Source organism: Streptomyces sp. NPDC008163 (assembly GCF_042956885.1).
Taxonomy (GTDB): domain Bacteria; phylum Actinomycetota; class Actinomycetes; order Streptomycetales; family Streptomycetaceae; genus Streptomyces; species Streptomyces drozdowiczii_A.
Genome location: NZ_JBIBHG010000004.1, coordinates 51,645 through 69,688 on the forward strand (window position 1 = coordinate 51,645; position 18,044 = coordinate 69,688).

Here is an 18,044-nt window from a genome sequence, read left to right on the forward strand (position 1 = left end):
CGGTCGTGTCGTCCCCGCTGCGAGGACCGGCCCGTTCAGCGTATGCCGGGATGTCCGCCGGGAACGAGGGGCTTCAGGCCGGATTCGATCCGCTCTCGTCGTCCAGCAACCCGGCGTCGTGGACGAGGAGGGCGATCTGGACGCGGTTGTTGAAGCCGAACCTGGCGAGGATGCGGGAGACCTGGGTCTTGACCGTGGCGACGCTGAGGTAGAGCGTCGCGGCGATCTCCGCGTTGGACCGGCCCCGGCCCACGGCGACGGCCACCTCGCGCTCCCGGTCCGCGAGCTGCGCGATCCGTTCGCGCGCCCGGGCGGCCCGGTCCACGCGTTCCTCCTGCCCGGCACCGGACGCCCGCGCCATGAGCTGCCGGGTGACGGCTGGCGAGAGGACCGGGTCGCCGGCCGCGACCCGGCGCACCGATTCCACGATCTGCGCGGGCGGGGTGTCCTTGAGGACGAAGCCGGCGGCCCCGGCGCGGATGGCGCGGAGCACCTGTTCGTCGGCGTGGAAGGTGGTCAGGACGACGATCTCCGGCGCGTCGGGCCGGGCGCGCAGCGCTTCGGTGGCGGTCAGGCCGTCCATGACCGGCATCCGGATGTCCATCAGGACCACGTCGGGCCGCAGCCGGTCGACCAGCTCCGCGGCCTCGCTGCCGTCGGCGCCCTCGCCCACGATGGCGATGTCGTCGGCGCCGCCCAGCATCAGGTTCAGCCCGGCCCGGACGAGCGGGTCGTCGTCGATGATCAGAAGCCGGACGGGCGCGTGGGTCATGACGCCCACGGTAGCCAGGCCCGCACCGAGAACCCGCCGTCGGGGGCGGGCCCGTGGTCGAGGCGGCCGCCGGCGAGGGTGGCCCGTTCGGTGAGCCCGATGAGCCCCTGGCCGGAGCCGGGGACCGGGGTGAAGGGTTCGGTGGGGGCCGGGTTGCGGACCTCCACGGTGATGCCCTGGCCGGGTCCGCCGGTGACGGCGACGGTGACCTCGGTGCCGGGGGCGTGCTTGCGGGCGTTGGTGAGCGCCTCCTGGGCGATCCGGTAGACGGTGCGCCCGGAGCCGACGGGCACGGCGTCGGGGTCGGCGAGGCGGTTGTCGAGGGTGACCTTCATGCCGGCCTCCCGTGATTCGGCGACGAGGGCGTCGAGCGTGGCGAGGGTGGGCTGCGGGCGGTTGCCGTCGGTGTCGCGGGGGCCGCGGAGGACGCCGATGATCTCGCGGAGGTCCTGGAGCGCCTCGTGCGCGCTGTCCCGGATGACTCCGGCGGCGCGGGCGACCTCGGCCGGGGGCGCGTCGGGCCGGAATTCCAGGGCGCCCGCGTGGACGCTGAGCAGGGTCAGCCGGTGGGCGAGCACGTCGTGCATCTCACGGGCGATCTCCTCGCGGGCGAGCCGCTGGGCCTGTTCGGCGCGGAGGGCGGCCTCGGTCTCGGCGCGGACGGCGCGTTCCCGGAGGGAGACGACGAGCTGGCGCCGGGAGCGCACGACCATGCCCCAGCTGAGGACGAGCAGGATCAGCAGGAGTCCGATGACGGTGGACGCCAGGAACGACGTGTTCGGGTCGGGGCGCAGATACGGCTGTACGGGGGCGACGGCCAGGGCCGCCACGCCGACGAGGGCGACCGGGCGGAACGGCCGGTGGACGGCCAGGCTGAACAGCGCGACGAGCAGGGCGCCCGCCGCGACGGGTTCGACGGTGGACAGCAGGGTCAGGGCGACGGCGAGCCCGACCGGCCAGCGGCGCCGGAACCACAGGGCGCAGCAGGCGGCGGCGCCGACGAGGGAGTCCACCAGCACGAACGTGTCCGATGTGGTGGGGTCGGCCTCGATCGTGGCGAGCGTCGCCAGGCCGATGCCCGCCGCGCAGAGGAAGGCCGTGAGGTCGACCACCCAGTCCCGCACGGTGCGGCGGGACCGGCCCCGGTCGTCGGGCAGCTCGGGTCCGGCCATCGCCGAGGGCAGCAGCCAGGGGTACTCCGTACGCGTCATGTCGACAAAGCTACGCACGTGGGCGGCGGGTTCCGGGGGTCCGGGGCGCGGGAGCGACCAAAGTCGCGCGGCCGGATACTTTCGGACCCGGCGGGCAGACCACCGGCCGACGCGGTGGCGCCGCCCGGGCGGCCAGGCTCGGGGCCATGAAGAAATTCTGCGAGACGGCCGGGTTCCTGGTCTTCGTCCAGGGGGTCGCCGGGCTGCTCCATGTGTGGTTCGACTGGTTCCGCTTCTTCAACCTGGTGCGGCGGCTGCCGTTCGCCTCGGAGTACCCGCTCTTCGTGTCGATCGTGCTGGTGGTGGCGGGCGTGGCCGTCATGATCGCGGCGGACGCGGTCAAGGAGTGAGCCGGTCAGGGCGCGGCCGGGTCCGTGCTCCGCCGCCCCCAGGCGGTCCCGGCCAGGACCAGCACGGCGCCCGCCGCCCCGGCGAGGCCCAGCCGCTCGCCGCCGATCGCGATGCCGGCGGCGGCGGCCCACAGCGGTTCCGTACCGAGCAGCAGGCTGACCCGGGACGGGGAGGTGCGGCGTACGGACCACATCTGCACGAAGAACGCGAAGAGCGTGCAGAACACCGAGAGGAAGAGCAGCCCGGCCCACTCCCGGGCCCCGAATCCGGCGGCGACCGTCCAGGGGGCCTCGCCCGTCCCCGGCGCGGCGGCCAGCAGGGCGAAGACGGTGACGGCGCTGCCGAGCTGCACGGTCGTCAGGGACAGCGAGTCCGCGTCCCGGACGGACTTGATGCGGGCCATGAGCAGGACGTGCAGGGTCCGGGCGAGGGCTGCGGCCAGCATGAGCAGGTCACCGGCCGAGGGGCTGGTGAATCCGCCGCCCTGGGTCAGCAGCACCACGCCTGCCACCGAGAGCCCGGCGGCGGTGAGGAAGGTCCCGGTCGGCCGGGTCCGGTTGACGGCGGCCTCGGCGAGCGGGGTGAAGATCATGGTGAGGCTGATGATCAGCCCGGCGTTGGTCGCCGAGGTGTGCACGATGCCGTAGGTCTCGACCAGGAAGATCCCGCTGAGCACCAGGCCCAGCAGCCCGGCGCCCCGCCACTGCGCGGCGCTGAGCGCGCGCAGCCTGCGCCGTCCGGCGACCGCGAGGACGGGCAGCACGACGGCGAACCGCAGCACGAGCACGGCGACGACGGTCTGCGGGGCGGTGATGCCCTTGGCGGCGAGATAGCTGGACCCCCAGACCACCGCGACCATCAGCACGGGCAGATCGGTGAGCCAGGCCCGGCGCGGCGGGGCGAGTACGGGGGCGGGAACGGCGGCGGAGGACACCTGGACTCCTGCTCTCTCCACAGGGACGACGTGGAGACGGCACCGGCTCGCACTGGGAACGATCACGCTACCGGGCGCGCTCCCGGAATGACGAGCCCCGGACGGGCTCCGGACTCGGCGTCCAATTCCCGCCGGTCTCCGGGCCTCCGGACGACTTTCCTGGTTCCTGTCAGCACGACCGGCAACGGACAGGAACGACGATGAACAGCACCCTTCCCCCCGCCCGCACCGCGCTCGTCACCGGCGGCAGCCGGGGCATCGGCGCCGCGACCGCGCTGCGGCTCGCCCGGGACGGCGCCGATGTGGCGCTGACCTATGTACGCGACGAGCACGCCGCCAAGGAGGTCGTCGCCGCGATCGAGGCGACCGGCCGCCGCGCGGTCGCGCTGCGAGCCGACTCGGCCGACCCGGAGGCCGCCGCCTCGGTGGTGCACCGGGCGGCGGCGGAGCTGGGGCGGCTGGACATCCTGGTGAACAACGCGGGGCTCGGCGTCCTCGGCCCGATCGGCACGCTCACGCCCGCCGATGTGGACCGGGTCCTCGCCGTGAACGTCCGGGCGGTGTTCCTGGCCTGCCGGGCGGCGGCCGAGGTGATGGAGAGCGGCGGCAGGATCATCTCCCTCGGTACGGCCCTGAGCCGGTACGCGGGCGGGCCCGGTTCCACGCTGTACGCGATGAGCAAGTCCGCGCTCTCCGGTCTGACCAAGCCGCTGGCCCGTGAGCTGGGTCCGCGCGGCATCACGGTCAACCTGGTGCAGCCGGGCGCCGTGGACACCGACATGAACCCGGCCGACGGCCCCTTCGCCGACGGCCAGCGCGCGGCCAACGCGCTGGACCGCTTCGGCACGACGGAGGAGATCGCCGCGCTGATCTCGTACCTCGCGGGCGAGGAGGGCGCGTTCGTCACCGGGGCCGAGCTGGTCGTGGACGGCGGTCACGCCGCCTGACGTCGCGCTGCCGCGCTCCGCCTCCCCGCCTACGCTGGGCGGGGAGGCATGCCCGTGACGGCAGAGGACGAGAAGGGACGATCATGTCCGGTATCCCCGCGCACACCCTGAACGACGGCCGTACGATCCCGGCGGTCGGGCTCGGCACCTATCCGCTGGACGACGACGCGGCGGAGAAGGCCGTCTCCGGGGCGCTGGACCTCGGCTACCGGCTCGTGGACACCGCGCTGAACTACGGCAACGAGACCGGTACGGGGCGCGGCGTCGCCCGCAGCGGGGTTCCGCGCGAGGAGGTCTTCGTCACGACCAAGGTGCCCGGCCGGCACCACGGCTACGAGAAGACGCTCGCCTCGTTCGAGGAGTCCCGGAGCAACCTCGGTCTGGACTACGTGGACCTCTATCTCATCCACTGGCCGCTGCCCAAGGTGGGCCTCTACGTGGATACCTGGCGGGCCCTCATCAAGCTGCGGGAGGACGGGCTCGTCCGGTCGATCGGGGTCTCCAACTTCACCGCCGGGCACCTGAGGCGGCTGGAGGACGAGACGGGCGTGGTGCCCGCCGTCAACCAGATCGAGCTGCACCCCCGGCTGCCCCAGGAGGAGCTGCGCGCGGTGCACGCGGCGATGGGGATCGTCACGCAGAGCTGGAGCCCGCTGGGGCGCGGCCGGGACCTGCTGGCCGACCCGGACGTGGTGGCGGTCGCCGAGGCGCACGGCGTCACCCCCGGCCAGGCGGTGCTGCGGTGGCACACCCAGCTCGGGGCCGTGCCGATCCCGAAGTCGGCCGATCCGGGGCGGCAGCGGGAGAACCTGGACCTGTTCGGCTTCGAGCTGACGCCCGAGGAGCTGGGGCGGATCTCCGGCGGACCCAGGGAGCGGTTCGGCGGGGACCCCGAGGAGCACGAGGAGTTCTGACGCTCCCCGGGGCCCCGGGGCCTCAGCCGCCGAGTTCCGCGTGGCGGGCGGCGAGCCGGGCCGTGCCGCGTTCGGTGAGGGTGCCGAAGAGGCGGAGCCGGGAGATGCCGCCGTCCGGGAAGATGTCGATCCGGATCTGGTCGGCACGGACCGCGTCGGGCAGCACGAAGCGGTGGTTGGTGTCGGGCTGGAGCCGGGTCCGGGGCAGGAATGCGGTCCAGGCGCCGGTCTCCGCGTCCCGGGCGGTGAGCCGGGCCCAGCCCGCCGCGTTGCCCTTGAGGTAGGCGGTGTCGATCTCGACGGCGCGGATGTCCGCCTCTTCGACCAGGTGGTAGTGGATCCAGTCGTTGCCCCGGTCGCGCCGGCGGCGGGTCTCCCAGCCGTCGTCCATCTTGTGGGAGCGGCCGGGCTGGATGGTGTTCGTCGCCGGGGAGTAGAAGCGGTCGGAGGCGTCCTCGACCCGGCCGCCGTTCTCCAGGGCGACCACGTCGAACGTGCCGAGCGCGGTCAGCCAGGCGGGGTCGGGGGCGACCTCGCCGTAGACCCGCAGGCGGGCGATGCCGCCGTCCGGGTGCTGGTTGAGCCGCAGATGCGTGAAACGGCGCTCCACGTCGACGGTGAAGCCGTTGGCCGCGTGGCCGCCCACGGCGGTGCGGGGGACGAGCGTCGTCCACTTCACGTCCGGGGCGAGCAGCTCCTCCGGCGAGGGCGAGCCCGGCAGCGAGACGGCCTCGACGGAGACGGCCTGCGGGTAGTTGCCGCGGAAGTGGGCGGTGTCCACGACCAGGCCGCGCACGATGCCGGGGGCGCCGAGGCGGATCAGCGCCCAGTCGTGGTCCTCGTCCACCGGGTGCGGCCGCTCGGCGCTCGCACCGCGTCGGCGGCGGGTCTCCCAGCCGTCCATGATCTTGCCCTTGTGCCCGAACCGCTCCGGGTCGAAGTGGGCGGGCTCCGGCCTGAGCAGGTTCTCGCGCTCGGCGAAGAACTCGTCGTTGGCGGCGATCACGCCCGCGCCGAGCCGCCGGTCGGCGAGGTCCACGAGGTGGGTGAAGGGGTGGTCGGCGGTGCGGTAGTCGGCGTACGGGTCGCCGCCGCCGTACGGGTTCGCGTCGCCGGTGAAGTGCGCTGTCGCCGTCATGCCTGGGGGTCCCTTGTCTGGAGGCGGCCGGTGGGTTCGCAGAGCACGCCGTCTGCGGCGATCCGTACACCGCGCAGCCAGGTGGAGCGCACCACGCCGTGCAGGGTGCGTCCGGCGTACGCGGTGACCTGATTGCGGTGGAAGAGCTCGGCCGGGTCGACGGTGAAGGTGGCGTCGGGCGCCAGGACCGCGAAGTCGGCGTCGCGGCCCGCCTCGATGGCGCCCTTGCGGCGCAGCCCGGCCAGTTCGGCGGGGGCGGCGGACATCCAGCGGGCGACGTCGTCCAGGGTGTGGCCGCGTCGGCGGGCCTCGGTCCAGATGGCGGGCAGGCCGAGCTGGAGGGAGGAGATCCCGCCCCAGGCGGAGGCGAAGTCCGGGGTCTTGAGGTCGGTGGTGCACGGCGAGTGGTCGGAGACGATGCAGTCGATGGTGCCGTCGGCCAGCCCCTGCCACAGCGCGTCCTGGTTGGCGGCCTCCCGGATCGGCGGACAGCACTTGAACTCCGTGGCCCCGTCGGGGACCTCCTCTGCGGTGAGGGTGAGGAAGTGCGGGCAGGTCTCGACGGTGAGCCGGACCCCTTCGCGTCGGGCGGCGGCGATCAGCGGCAGCGCGTCGCTGGAGGACAGGTGCAGGACGTGGACGCGGGCGTTCAGCCGCCGGGCGTGGGCGATCAGGCCCTCGATCGCGGTGTTCTCGGCGTCGCGCGGCCGGGACGCCAGGAAGTTCGCGTAGGCCGGTCCGCCCTGCTGCGGTGCGGAGGCCAGGTGGTGCGGGTCCTCGGCGTGCACGATGAGCAGCCCGCCGAAGCCGGCGATCTCGGCCATGGACCGGGCCAGCTGCTCCTGGTCCAGCTCGGGGAACTCCTCGACCCCGGACGGCGAGAGGAAGCACTTGAAGCCGAACACCCCGGCCTCGTACAGCGGGCGCAGGTCCTTGACGTTGGCGGGGATCGCACCGCCCCAGAAGCCGGTGTCGACGTGCACCTTGGGCTCGGCGACGCCCTGCTTGACCCGCAGGTTCTCCACCGTGGTGGTGGGCGGCAGGGAGTTGAGGGGCATGTCGAGCAGCGTGGTGATGCCGCCGGCCGCCGCCGCGCGGGTGGCGGTCCAGAAGCCCTCCCACTCGGTGCGTCCGGGGTCGTTCACATGGACGTGGGTGTCCACGAGCCCGGGCAGCACGACGTCGTCCCCGAAGTCCTCGACGCGGGCACCGGCCGGCGCCTCGGAGTCGTACGGGAGAACGGCGTCGATGGTCCCGCCGGTGACGGCGACCGACGCGGGCCGGGTCCCCTCGGGGGTGACGACGCGCGTCGAGCGCAGTAGCAGCTTCACGTCCGGACCGGACACCGGTGCTCCTCACTTCGCACTTTCAACGAACTGTTGAAGGAGTCTTCACTCGGGAGCGCGACCCGTCAAGACCTCACCCTCGCACCTCGGCCACAGCCGGAGCCGCCCTGGAGGTTTCCACAAAGTAAAAGGTCAATTTCGGAGTGTGGAACGTAGAATGGGCCAGGCGCCGCGCGGCCGGGGCGCCGCACGGCCTGCGGACACCCGGACAAACGGGCGCTGACCGGCCAGGACGGTCCCCGTCGGCAGTGGGCCGATCGGAAAGGGCCCGGTAGGCTGCTGCCTTGCTCCTCCGCTTCGAAAGGACCGTTGACGTGCCGCCGTCCCACGCCAGCACTTCCGACTCCAAGCCCGCCGGATCCAGCGGTGGTGTGCAGTCCCTTGAGCGCGCCTTCGACCTGCTGGAGCGGATGGCCGACGCGGGGGGCGAGGTCGGCCTGAGCGAGCTCTCCGCGAGCAGCGGACTCCCGCTGCCCACGATCCACCGCCTGATGCGCACGCTGGTCCTGTGCGGTTACGTACGCCAGCAGCCCAACCGGCGTTACGCGCTGGGCCCCCGGCTGATCCGCCTCGGCGAGTCCGCCGCACGGCTGCTCGGCACCTGGGCGCGCCCCTATCTGGCCCGGCTGGTCGAGGAGACGGGCGAGACGGCCAACATGGCGCTGCTCGACGGCGACGAGATCGTGTACGTGGCGCAGGTGCCGTCCAAGCACTCGATGCGGATGTTCACCGAGGTGGGCCGCCGGGTGTTGCCGCACTCCACGGGTGTCGGCAAGGCGCTGCTCGCGCACACCCCGCCGGACGAGGTGCGCGCGCTGCTCGCCCGTACCGGGATGCCCGCCGCCACCGAGAAGACCATCACCACCCCGGACGGCTTCCTGGAGGCGCTGGACCAGGTGCGCCGGGTGGGCTACGCGGTGGACGACAACGAGCAGGAGATAGGGGTCCGCTGCCTGGCGGTGTCGGTGCCCAACTCCCCCACCTCCGCGGCGATCTCGATCTCCGGTCCGGCGGGCCGGGTCACCGAGGCGGCCACGGAGCGGATCGTGCCGATCCTCCAGCAGGCGGCCAAGGAGCTGTCGGACGCGCTGGCGAGCAGCGGGACCGCGGGCTGAGAAGCCGTGGGGCGGGCCCGGATCTCCTCGGAGGTCCGGGCCCGCCCCCGTTTCAGGTGAGCGCCGGGACCGTGAGGCGCCCGTCGAGCATCGTGACCGTGCGGTCCGCGCGGTCCAGGTGGGCGCGGTCGTGCGTGACCAGGACCGTCGCCGTGGACCGCTGCCGGGTCAGCGTCACGAGCAGGTCCAGGACGGCCGCGCCGCGCTCGTGGTCCAGGGCGCTGGTCGGCTCGTCCACGAGGAGCAGGGCCGGATCGTTCATCAGGGCGCGGGCGATGTTGACCCGCTGGCGCTGCCCGCCGGAGAGCTGGTGGGGCCTGCGGCCGGCCTGCCCGGCGAGACCGACCGCGTCGAGCAGTTCGAGCGCCCGGGCCCGGGCCGCCCCGGCCCGGCCGCCCGAGAGATGCGTCATGACCTGGAGCTGTTCGACGGCGGTCAGGGACGGGAGCAGGTTGGGCTGCTGGAAGACGATGCCGACGCGCTCCCGCCGCAGCGCCGCCTTCTGCGCGCGCCCGAGCTCCGTGGTGTCCGTACCGGCGACGACGACCGCCCCGCCGTCCGGGGCGACCAGGGTCGCTGCCACCGCGAGGAGGCTGGACTTGCCGGAGCCGGACGGTCCGACGACGGCGGTGAGGGTGCCGGCGGGCACGTCGAGCGCGACGCGGTCCAGCGCGGTGAGCCGCCCGTCGCCGTCCGGGTAGGTGAGGGTGACATCGGTGAGCGTGAGGGTCATCGGGCACTCCCGAGCGCGGTGAGCGGGTCGACGGCGGTGATCCGCCGGACGGACAGGGCGGCCCCGGCCGCGCCGAGGGCGATCATCACGGCGGCCGGGACGAGGACCGTCGCCGCTTCCAGGACGAACGGCACGGAGCCGCCGGAGACCAGGGCGCCGATGCCGGAGGCGAGCGCGGTGCCGAGGCCCGTACCGGCGGCGAGCATCACGACGGCCTGGCCGAGCGCGTCCCGGAGCAGATACGGGGTGGAGGCGCCCAGCGCCTTGAGGACGGCGACGTCGCCGCTGCGCTGGATCGTCCAGACGGTGAAGAACGCGCCGATCACCAGCGCGGAGATGGCGAAGAGGAAGCCGCGCATCAGCTGGAGGGAGCCGTTCTCGGCCTGGTAGGAGCCGATGGCGGACAGCGAGTCGTCGAGCGTGAGCGTGCGGGTGCCCGCCGCCCGGTCACCGGCGGCCAGATCGGCGGCGCCGGTGGTGGTCAGGGCGATCACGGTGGCGCGCCCGTCCCCGTTCCCGGACCGCCGCCAGTCGGCGAGGTCGGTCCAGACGACCGGGGTGTGGCTGTACGAGGCGTCGCCCGCGACGGCGGCCACGGTGGCCTCCCGGCCGCCGAGGGTGAGCCGGTCGCCCTCGCGTACGCCCAGCTCGTCGGCGCCCCCGCGCGAGAGCACCACCTCGCCGGGCCCGACCCGGGCGGGCGCCAGGCCGCTGCCGGGCTCGACGCCGAACGCGGAGACGGCGGCGGTGCGCTTCCCCGCACCGGCCGTGGCGTTCAGGGTGCGGATGCCGAGCGGGTGCGCGGACTCCACGCCGGGCCGCCCGGCCCAGGCGCGTACGGCGTCCTCGCCGAGCGACGAGTCGGTGAAGGACACCGACCGGCCGTCCGGCGGGGCGGCGAACGCGAGGTGGTCGGCGTCCAGGCCGGTGACGGCCGAGGTGTTCTCCCGGGCCAGCCCGGCGGTCAGGCCGGACAGCAGACCCACGAGCAGGGTGATCAGCACGATCACCGTGCCCATGAGCGCGAACCGGCCCTTGGCGAACCGTAGGTCTCTCCATGCGACGAACATGGCTCCAGCGTCGTTTTCCCCGGGCCCGGAAACATCGCCCCCGGGCTGGTGACGACATCAACCTTTCGATTGACCGGCCCCGGGCGGCCCGCGCCTACGCTGGAACATCATGGAAACGCGTGTCCATCCCCCCGTCGCCGCCGCGCTGCGGCTGTGTCTGCACGGGCTGATGCTCGGCCTGCTGGCGCTCACCGCCGTCAAGGCGTTCGCCGACGGCGGCCCGCACCCCGGCGCGGTCACGGCGCTCGCCGCTGTGCTGGCGGCGGTGTACGGGGCGGGCGCGGCGGCCCGGTCCGTGCAGCCGGGGACCCGCGCGGGGGCGGGGTGGCTGGCGGTGCTCGGGGTGCTGTGGGCGGCGCTGCTGGTGCTGTCCCCGGACGCGCTGTGGGTGGCCTTCCCGCTCTACTTCCTCCAGCTGCACCTGCTGCCGACGCGCTGGGGCCTGCCCGCCGTGGCGGTGACGGCGGGAGCCGCCATCGCGAGCTTCCTGCTGCACGGTCGGGAGGTCACACCGGGCACGTTCATCGGTCCGCTGCTCGGCGCGGCCGTCGCCGTCGCCACGGTCCTCGGTTACGAGGCGCTGTTCCGGGAGAGCGAGCGGCGCCGCGAGCTGATCGAGGAGCTCGTCGCGACCCGTGCGGAGCTGGCCGAGGCGGAGCGCACCGCCGGCACCCTGGCCGAGCGCGAGCGGCTGGCCCGGGAGATCCACGACACCCTCGCCCAGGGCCTGTCCTCCATCCAGCTGCTGCTGCGCGCCGCCGAGCGCACCCTGCCCGAGGACGCACCGGCCGCCGCCCATGTGCACCGGGCGCGCGAGGCGGCGCAGGACAACCTCGCCGAGGCGCGCCGCTTCGTCCGCGCGCTGACCCCGCCGGACCTGGCGAACGGCTCGCTGACGGCCGCCCTGGAACGGCTGTCGGCCCGCGCCACGACGCCCGCGCTCACCGTGCGGTTCGCGGTCAGCGGCACACCGGTCGAACTGCCGACGCCGTACGAGGTGGCGCTGCTGCGGACCGCCCAGTCGGCGCTGGCCAACACCGTGCGGCACGCCGGGGCGGGGCGGGCGGAGATCACGCTGAGCTTCATGGACACCTCGGTGTCGCTGGACGTGGTGGACGACGGACGCGGCTTCGCGCAGGACGTGCCCGCGGCCGGCGCCACGGGGTCCGGCGGTTTCGGGCTGCCCGCGATGCGCTCCCGGGCCCGGTCGCTCGGCGGCACCCTGAGCGTCGAGTCGGCGCCCGGCCAGGGCACCGCCGTCGCGCTGACCCTGCCGCTGCCGGCGGGCCGGACCGGGCGGGAGGCGGCATGAGCGCGGAGCCGGTCCGGCTGCTGCTCGCCGACGACCATCCGGTGGTCCGGGCGGGGCTGCGGGCGGTCCTGGACACCGAGCCGGACTTCCGGGTCGTCGCGGAGGCCGCCACCGCCGAGGAGGCGGTCGCCCGGGCGGCCGCCGGCGGGCTTGACGTCGTGCTGATGGACCTCCAGTTCGGCGCCGGGATGCACGGCGCGCAGGCCACCGCCGCGATCACGGCGGCTCCGGACGCGCCCCGGGTGCTGATCCTGACGACCTACGACAGCGACGCGGACATCCTGGCGGCGGTCGAAGCGGGGGCGGCCGGCTATCTGCTGAAGGACGCGCCGCCAGAGGAGCTGGCGGCTGCGGTCCGTACGGCGGCGGCCGGGCGCTCCGCGCTGGCCCCGGCCGTGGCGCACCGGCTGATGGACCGGATGCGCACCCCCGCCCAGGCGCTCACCAAGCGCGAGCTGGAGGTGCTGCAACTGGTCGGCGAGGGCTTGTCGAACGCGGAGATCAGCAAGCGGCTCTTCCTCAGCCAGGCGACCGTGAAGTCCCATCTGGTGCACATCTACGCGAAGCTCGGCGTCGACTCGCGCACGGCGGCCGTGGCGGCGGCGACGGCCCGCAGGCTCATCCGCCGCTGAGACCGCCGAAGGCGCCCGGCTCCCCCGGCCGGTCAGCGCTGCGGCGGCTCACCGAAGAGGTCGACGGCGACCCGGACGTCGCGGAGGGCGGCGGCCAGGGCGCTGACCGAGCCGATCGCCCCGGCGATCAGCAGCAGCGAGCGGCGCAGCCGGGGGATCTCGGGCGTTCCGCTGAGCGCCATCGCGTTGAGTGCGGCGAGCTCGTCCTCGGCGATGGCCCGGTCGGGGAACTGCCCGGGGTGGCCGGCCAGGGCCCGCCGGAGCCGGGAGACGGCGGTACGCAGCTCCGCCACCCGGGGGTCCTCACCGCTGCCGGTCACCCGCTCCTGCCCGACGCTCTTCAACAAAGCTCCCCCTCGCACGTCCTTGTGCCGGTGTCGTTCCGAACCGTCCCCGGACCGTGGTCAAGTGTCCGGGGATGCGGGCAAGTTAACGCCATAAAAGGTGCCGGGCGCCACTCCGCGTGCGTAGCACACGCCGTAGAGGTACGAGGCGGTGGGCGGGAGCGGCCGCCGTGGGGTATCCAGGCGGCATGACACACGCACAGATCGCCGGACTGCTGCTCGCCGCGGGCGGCGGCCGCCGGCTCGGCGGACGCCCGAAAGCCCTGCTGGAACACCGTGGCGGACTGCTCGTCGAGCACGCGGTGCGCACGCTGCGCGAGGGCGGCTGCGGCCCGGTCCATGTGGTGCTGGGCGCCTCGGCCGACGAGGTGCGGGCCCGGGCCCGGCTGGACGGCTGCGGGGTGAGCGTCAACCCTGGGTGGACCGAGGGCATGGGCTCGTCGCTGCGGACGGGGCTGGACGCGCTCGCGGGGACGGGCGCGGACGCGGCGCTCGTGCTGCTGGTCGACCAGCCGGGGATCGGGGCGGAGGCGGTGGCCCGGGTGGCCGCGGCGTACCGGAACCGGACGAGCCTGGCGGCGGCCTCGTACGCGGGGGAACGCGGGCATCCGGTGCTTTTCGGGGCGGACCGGTGGACGGACATCGCGGCGGGTGCGGTGGGCGATCAGGGGGCACGAGGGTATCTGCGGGCGCACCGGGAGACACTGGCGCTCGTGGAGTGCGGTGACGTGGCACAGGCGTACGACATCGACACTCCGGACGACCTCTCGCACCTGGAGTGAACGCCCTGGCACGCTGCGCCAGCACGCGGGCGGTTCTGTCGACCCGAAGAATCTCGACGTCAACAAACCATTGAACTTCCACCATGAGGAAACTACTATCCACTGATCAGAAGCCCTCTGCACCTCAGACGGCGGCCACAGCCGTATCCCGGAGCCCTGGCACGCCGTGCCGAATCGGGCGGCCCGGCGGCCGTGACGCCGTCCGCACCGCCCGCTGAAGGAGTGACAGCTCATGTCCGCACCAGCGCCGTCCTCGCTGGCCATCGTCGATGCCGAGCCCCTGCCCCGGCAGGACGAGGTCCTCACCCCCGCGGCCCTCGCATTCGTGGCCGAGCTGCACCGCCGGTTCACGCCCCGGCGCAACGAGCTGCTCGCCCGCCGCGGTGAGCGCCGTGCCGAGATCGCCCGCACCTCCACGCTGGACTTCCTGCCGGAGACCGCGGCGATCCGTGCGGACGACTCCTGGAAGGTCGCGCCGGCCCCGGCCGCGCTGAACGACCGCCGGGTGGAGATCACCGGTCCGACCGACCGCAAGATGACCATCAACGCCCTGAACTCGGGCGCGAAGGTCTGGCTCGCCGACTTCGAGGACGCCTCGGCCCCCACCTGGGAGAACGTGGTCCTCGGCCAGCTCAACCTGATGGACGCGTACAACCGCTCCATCGACTTCACGGACCCGAAGTCCGGCAAGTCGTACGCGCTGAAGCCGGCCGGCGAGCTGGCGACCGTGGTCACCCGCCCGCGCGGCTGGCACCTGGACGAGCGCCACCTCCAGCTCGACGGCGCCCCCGTGCCCGGCGCGCTGGTCGACTTCGGCCTGTACTTCTTCCACAACGCCCAGCGGCTGATCGACCTCGGCAAGGGCCCGTACTTCTACCTCCCGAAGACGGAGTCGCACCTGGAGGCCCGCCTCTGGAACGACATCTTCGTCTTCGCGCAGGACGAGCTGGGCATCCCCCAGGGCACCGTCCGCGCCACGGTCCTGATCGAGACGATCACCGCCGCGTACGAGATGGAGGAGATCCTGTACGAGCTGCGCGACCACGCCTCCGGGCTGAACGCGGGCCGCTGGGACTACCTCTTCTCCATCGTCAAGAACTTCCGTGACGGCGGCGCCAAGTTCGTCCTGCCCGACCGCAACGCGGTGACGATGACCGCCCCGTTCATGCGGGCGTACACCGAACTCCTGGTGCGCACCTGCCACAAGCGCGGCGCGCACGCGATCGGCGGCATGGCGGCCTTCATCCCGTCCCGCAGGGACGCCGAGGTCAACAAGGTCGCGTTCGAGAAGGTCAAGGCCGACAAGGACCGCGAGGCGAACGACGGCTTCGACGGGTCCTGGGTCGCCCACCCGGACCTCGTCCCGATCGCCATGGCCTCCTTCGACGCGGTCCTCGGCGAGAAGCCGAACCAGAAGGAGCGCCTGCGCGAGGACGTCTCGGTGGCGGCCGGCGACCTGATCGCCATCGACACGCTGCACGCCAAGCCCACGTACGAGGGCCTGCGCAACGCGGTCGCCGTCGGCATCCGTTACATCGAGGCATGGCTGCGCGGCATGGGCGCGGTCGCCATCTTCAACCTGATGGAGGACGCGGCCACCGCCGAGATCTCGCGCTCGCAGATCTGGCAGTGGATCAACGCGGACGTGGTCTTCGAGAACGGCGAGCACGCCACCGCGGAGCTGGCCCGCGAGGTCGCCGCCGAGGAACTGGCCGCGATCCGCGCGGAGATCGGCGACGAGGCGTTCGCCGCCGGCCAGTGGCAGGAGGCCCACGACCTCCTCCTCCAGGTCTCCCTGGACCAGGACTACGCGGACTTCCTGACCCTGCCCGCGTACGAGCAGCTGCGCTGACGTCCGGACCGCTTCGCGACGACCCCGCCCCCGGCACGCTCGTCCGGGGGCGGGGTCGTCGCGTTCAGCCGACCCGGATCGCGGTGACCTCGTGGACCATGGCCGCGCTCGTCGCCGGGCCGTTGCAGGTCAGCTGGTGCGGCGGGGCGCGGTGGGCGGTGACCTCCACGTCGTACGCGGTCGCGCCGGGCGGGGGCCCGGTGACGCGGATCAGCCAGTGCTGCCCGGCCCGGGAGGTGCCGGTGACCGTGTAGGCGTGGCGGCCCGCCGGGCCGAAGCGGTCGAGCACCGCCGCGACGGCCGCCTGCTGGGCCGGGAAGAGGTCGGTGTATCCGCGCAGGTGCGTGGCGTGGACGCGGCCGGCGAGGTGCTGTTCGACCACGGTGACGGACGAAGCCGCGTCCAGGCCGCCGTAGTAGACGCCGTCGGGGGCTACGAGCACGTTGGCGGCGAAGCGGTCGCCGCCCACGTGGGTGCATTCCCACACCAGGTCGGGCCACCGCTCGCTCAGCGCGCCGGCCACCGGGCGTCCGCGCACGGCGCAGCACGTGTCGTGGCGGCCGTGGGTGCAGACGAGGACGACGGGCGGGAGCCCCGTCTCCCCGTGCTCCCCGGGCGCTTCGAGTACGTCGGCGATGCGGGCCAGGTGCTCGTCGCGTTCCCAGGTCCCCCACTGCTGGCGGTGGGCGCCCGTGGCGTCGTACCGGAGTACGGCCCAGCGGCGGGGGCCCGGCTGCGGGGCGCGGCGGCCGTGGCGTCTGATCAGGAGGATGCGGGCCCGGACCGCCCGGGCGGCCTCGAAGAGGAGGGACTGGGCGACGGGGTCGAGCGGCAGGCCGTCGTACCCGTTGGCGGGCCACGGCGCGTGGTGTTCGACGAGGACCCAGACCAGGCCGTACGGGGCGGTGCCCGGGAGCGCGTCGCCGCGGGCCCGGGCGGCGTCGGCGCAGAAGAAGCGTTCCGCCGTCACCGGAGGCGTTCCGCGCTCACCGGGCGGCCGGGACGAGGACACCGGCGCGCAGCAGCCTCCCCGCGCAGGCGAGGCCGAGGTCGCCCGCGGTGCGCACCTCACCGGCTAGCAGGCGGGCCAGGGCGGGCAGGTCCGCGTCCGGGAAGTCCAGCCATCCCACGCGGGTGACCAGGCGATGGCCCTCCAGGCGGGCGTCCAGCGCGCCCCTGAGGCGGACCCGGGTGCCGGGGGCGAGTCCGTCGACGGCGGCGAGCTGGGCGAGCGGGCCGAGCGGGGCGGGGCGGGCCTGGGCGCGCCGGGCCCGGTGGAAGTGGGGCGCCGGGTCGGCCTCTTCCAGCGCGGCACGGAGGCGGTCGCGGACCGGACCGGCCTCCTCGTCCGGGCCGGCCACGCCCAGCGGAAGCGAGCCCCGCATCCATGGGTCGTCGCGCAACTCCGCGAGGGCGGCGCGCATCAGCTGTTCGGCGAGGGCGTACCGGGTCCAGGTGTGGACGCCGAGCGTCAGGTGGACGGAGACCTCGCCCTGCGCCTCGGCGGCGTGCAGCCAGCCGCGCGGCAGGTAGAGGACGTCGCCCGGTGCGAGCACGGTGTCGAGGTACGGCTCGCCCCCGGCGGCCTCGGCGACGGCACCCCGGTGGTCGGTCCAGGGCTGGTCGCGCAGCGGGTCCGGGTGCACCGGGCGGTGGACCATCCAGCGCTTGGAGCCCTCGGTCTGGAGCACGAAGACGTCGTGGACGTCGTAGTGGGCGTCGAAGCCCCGGTTCTGCGGCGGGGTGACGTAGGCGTTGGCCTGCACCGGGTGGCCGAGCTCGGCGCCGAGCGCGCCGGTGAGGTCGCCGACGGGGGCCCAGGTGCGGTGGAGCGCTTGCAGGACGAGCGTGGCGCCGTCGGCGAACTCCCGCCACAGCGCGGTGTCGTCGGCCTGGTCGCCGATGGTGGCGCCGACCCCGGCGGGCGAGGTGAACGAGGCCTCGGGCAGCGTGGCGCCGTTCTTGGCGACGCGGAGGAACGGCGTGCGCAGTCCGCGCCGCGAGACCAGTTCGTCCACGGCGGCGGCCGGGAAGAGGTCGGAGAAGTCACCGGCCCGGCGGGTGAGCAGAGCCTCGCGGCCCCAGAAGTCGCGGGCGAACGTGTCCCGGCTCGTGCCGGGTGTCAGGCGCGACTCCAGGACCCCGGGGACCGCCGTCGCGGCCGGGGGGTCCTGGGTGCCGGTCGGGGTTGTGCTCAAGAACGGCCCGCGCCGCCGTCGGCCCCGCCGTCCTGGACGCCGGGCGTACCCGCCGCACCGCCGTCGGCCGGGCCTTCGGCGCCACCGTCCGCGCCGCCGTCGTGGACGCCCGGCGTACCGGCCGCGCCGCCGTCGGCCGGACCCTCGGCACCGCCGTCGGCGCCACCGTCGGCCCCTCCGTCCGCGCCGCCGTCGTGCACGCCCGGCGTACCGGCCGCACCGCCGTCCGCGGGGCCCTCGGCCCCTCCGTCGGCGCCGCCGTCGTGCACGCCGGGCGTGCCCGCCGCACCACCGTCCGCGGGGCCTTCCTGCTGGTTCGGGTCCTGCTCGGGGCTGGTCATGGTTCCTCCCGCGCATCGAACGGCTGGATCCGGACCCGTGACGGTGTCCGGT

General features: G+C 74.2%; 19 protein-coding genes. 8 read left to right on the forward strand and 11 right to left on the reverse strand.

Translation table 11 applies throughout. From position 1 onward, the window contains the following. Window positions 1-73: 73 nt before the first annotated feature. Both ACFZAT_RS10705 and ACFZAT_RS10710 read right to left on the reverse strand, forming a co-directional pair. Window positions 74-772, reverse strand: coding sequence for a response regulator (locus ACFZAT_RS10705; RefSeq protein WP_391262868.1), 699 nt, complete (start codon window positions 770-772; stop codon window positions 74-76). After that, complete coding sequence (locus tag ACFZAT_RS10710; protein ID WP_391262870.1) at window positions 769-1,983, reverse strand: histidine kinase; 1,215 nt, start codon at window positions 1,981-1,983, stop codon at window positions 769-771. The genes ACFZAT_RS10705 and ACFZAT_RS10710 overlap by 4 nt, the downstream gene beginning before the upstream one ends. Window positions 1,984-2,129: 146 nt before the next feature. On the opposite strand from ACFZAT_RS10710, the gene ACFZAT_RS10715 reads away from it, so the two are divergent. Beyond that, window positions 2,130-2,333, forward strand: a complete 204-nt coding sequence (locus ACFZAT_RS10715; RefSeq protein WP_391262872.1) for a hypothetical protein — start codon at window positions 2,130-2,132, stop codon at window positions 2,331-2,333. Window positions 2,334-2,338: 5 nt separating this feature from the next. On the opposite strand, the gene ACFZAT_RS10720 is transcribed toward ACFZAT_RS10715, so the two are convergent. Then, window positions 2,339-3,268, reverse strand: a complete 930-nt coding sequence (locus tag ACFZAT_RS10720; RefSeq protein ID WP_391262875.1) for an EamA family transporter — start codon at window positions 3,266-3,268, stop codon at window positions 2,339-2,341. A 200-nt stretch (window positions 3,269-3,468) separates the two neighbouring features. Here ACFZAT_RS10720 and ACFZAT_RS10725 point away from each other — a divergent pair, with 200 nt between their 5' ends. Together ACFZAT_RS10725 and ACFZAT_RS10730 are read left to right on the forward strand one after the other, a co-directional pair. Continuing rightward, complete coding sequence (locus ACFZAT_RS10725) at window positions 3,469-4,215, forward strand: SDR family oxidoreductase (RefSeq protein WP_391262877.1); 747 nt, start codon at window positions 3,469-3,471, stop codon at window positions 4,213-4,215. A gap of 83 nt (window positions 4,216-4,298) precedes the next feature. Beyond that, the gene (locus tag ACFZAT_RS10730; RefSeq protein ID WP_391262879.1) at window positions 4,299-5,129 is read left to right on the forward strand and encodes an aldo/keto reductase; all 831 of its coding nucleotides are present in this window, start codon (window positions 4,299-4,301) and stop codon (window positions 5,127-5,129) included. A gap of 22 nt (window positions 5,130-5,151) precedes the next feature. Here ACFZAT_RS10730 and alc read toward each other — a convergent pair whose 3' ends face one another. Then, window positions 5,152-6,267, reverse strand: a complete 1,116-nt coding sequence (gene alc / locus ACFZAT_RS10735) for an allantoicase (RefSeq protein ID WP_391262881.1) — start codon at window positions 6,265-6,267, stop codon at window positions 5,152-5,154. Beyond that, window positions 6,264-7,613, reverse strand: a complete 1,350-nt coding sequence (gene allB / locus ACFZAT_RS10740; RefSeq protein WP_391262883.1) for an allantoinase AllB — start codon at window positions 7,611-7,613, stop codon at window positions 6,264-6,266. Before allB ends, alc begins: the two co-directional genes overlap by 4 nt. A 314-nt stretch (window positions 7,614-7,927) precedes the next feature. Between allB and ACFZAT_RS10745 the strand changes: the two genes are divergently transcribed. Then, window positions 7,928-8,728, forward strand: coding sequence for an IclR family transcriptional regulator (locus tag ACFZAT_RS10745; protein ID WP_018100489.1), 801 nt, complete (start codon window positions 7,928-7,930; stop codon window positions 8,726-8,728). A 52-nt stretch (window positions 8,729-8,780) separates the two neighbouring features. Here ACFZAT_RS10745 and ACFZAT_RS10750 read toward each other — a convergent pair whose 3' ends face one another. Together ACFZAT_RS10750 and ACFZAT_RS10755 are read right to left on the reverse strand one after the other, a co-directional pair. Next, the gene (locus tag ACFZAT_RS10750; RefSeq protein ID WP_391262885.1) at window positions 8,781-9,461 is read right to left on the reverse strand and encodes an ATP-binding cassette domain-containing protein; all 681 of its coding nucleotides are present in this window, start codon (window positions 9,459-9,461) and stop codon (window positions 8,781-8,783) included. Further along, window positions 9,458-10,531 carry an ABC transporter permease gene (locus ACFZAT_RS10755; RefSeq protein ID WP_391262887.1) on the reverse strand — a complete coding sequence of 358 codons (1,074 nt, stop codon included), beginning with the start codon at window positions 10,529-10,531 and terminating at the stop codon, window positions 9,458-9,460. Before ACFZAT_RS10755 ends, ACFZAT_RS10750 begins: the two co-directional genes overlap by 4 nt. A gap of 109 nt (window positions 10,532-10,640) precedes the next feature. Here ACFZAT_RS10755 and ACFZAT_RS10760 point away from each other — a divergent pair, with 109 nt between their 5' ends. Beyond that, entirely contained in the window at window positions 10,641-11,843 is a 1,203-nt protein-coding gene (locus tag ACFZAT_RS10760; protein ID WP_391262889.1) for a histidine kinase, read from the forward strand. Beyond that, the gene (locus ACFZAT_RS10765) at window positions 11,840-12,475 is read left to right on the forward strand and encodes a response regulator (protein WP_391262891.1); all 636 of its coding nucleotides are present in this window, start codon (window positions 11,840-11,842) and stop codon (window positions 12,473-12,475) included. Before ACFZAT_RS10760 ends, ACFZAT_RS10765 begins: the two co-directional genes overlap by 4 nt. A gap of 32 nt (window positions 12,476-12,507) precedes the next feature. Here ACFZAT_RS10765 and ACFZAT_RS10770 read toward each other — a convergent pair whose 3' ends face one another. Then, window positions 12,508-12,822, reverse strand: a complete 315-nt coding sequence (locus tag ACFZAT_RS10770; protein WP_328903354.1) for a DUF5955 family protein — start codon at window positions 12,820-12,822, stop codon at window positions 12,508-12,510. A gap of 185 nt (window positions 12,823-13,007) precedes the next feature. Between ACFZAT_RS10770 and ACFZAT_RS10775 the strand changes: the two genes are divergently transcribed. Further along, the gene (locus tag ACFZAT_RS10775; RefSeq protein WP_391262893.1) at window positions 13,008-13,601 is read left to right on the forward strand and encodes an NTP transferase domain-containing protein; all 594 of its coding nucleotides are present in this window, start codon (window positions 13,008-13,010) and stop codon (window positions 13,599-13,601) included. A 232-nt stretch (window positions 13,602-13,833) separates the two neighbouring features. Beyond that, the gene (gene aceB / locus ACFZAT_RS10780) at window positions 13,834-15,453 is read left to right on the forward strand and encodes a malate synthase A (protein WP_391262895.1); all 1,620 of its coding nucleotides are present in this window, start codon (window positions 13,834-13,836) and stop codon (window positions 15,451-15,453) included. A gap of 64 nt (window positions 15,454-15,517) precedes the next feature. On the opposite strand, the gene ACFZAT_RS10785 is transcribed toward aceB, so the two are convergent. Genes ACFZAT_RS10785 through ACFZAT_RS10795 form a run of 3 tightly spaced genes read right to left on the reverse strand, consistent with a single transcriptional unit; the run spans window position 15,518 to window position 17,992 of the window. Further along, the gene (locus ACFZAT_RS10785; RefSeq protein WP_391262897.1) at window positions 15,518-16,423 is read right to left on the reverse strand and encodes a sucrase ferredoxin; all 906 of its coding nucleotides are present in this window, start codon (window positions 16,421-16,423) and stop codon (window positions 15,518-15,520) included. Between the two features lie 16 nt (window positions 16,424-16,439). After that, on the reverse strand, window positions 16,440-17,651 hold the full coding sequence (locus tag ACFZAT_RS10790; protein WP_391262899.1) for a JmjC domain-containing protein: 1,212 nt from the start codon (window positions 17,649-17,651) through the stop codon (window positions 16,440-16,442). Next, window positions 17,648-17,992, reverse strand: a complete 345-nt coding sequence (locus ACFZAT_RS10795; protein WP_365687139.1) for a BatC protein — start codon at window positions 17,990-17,992, stop codon at window positions 17,648-17,650. Before ACFZAT_RS10795 ends, ACFZAT_RS10790 begins: the two co-directional genes overlap by 4 nt. Window positions 17,993-18,044 lie beyond the last annotated feature (52 nt).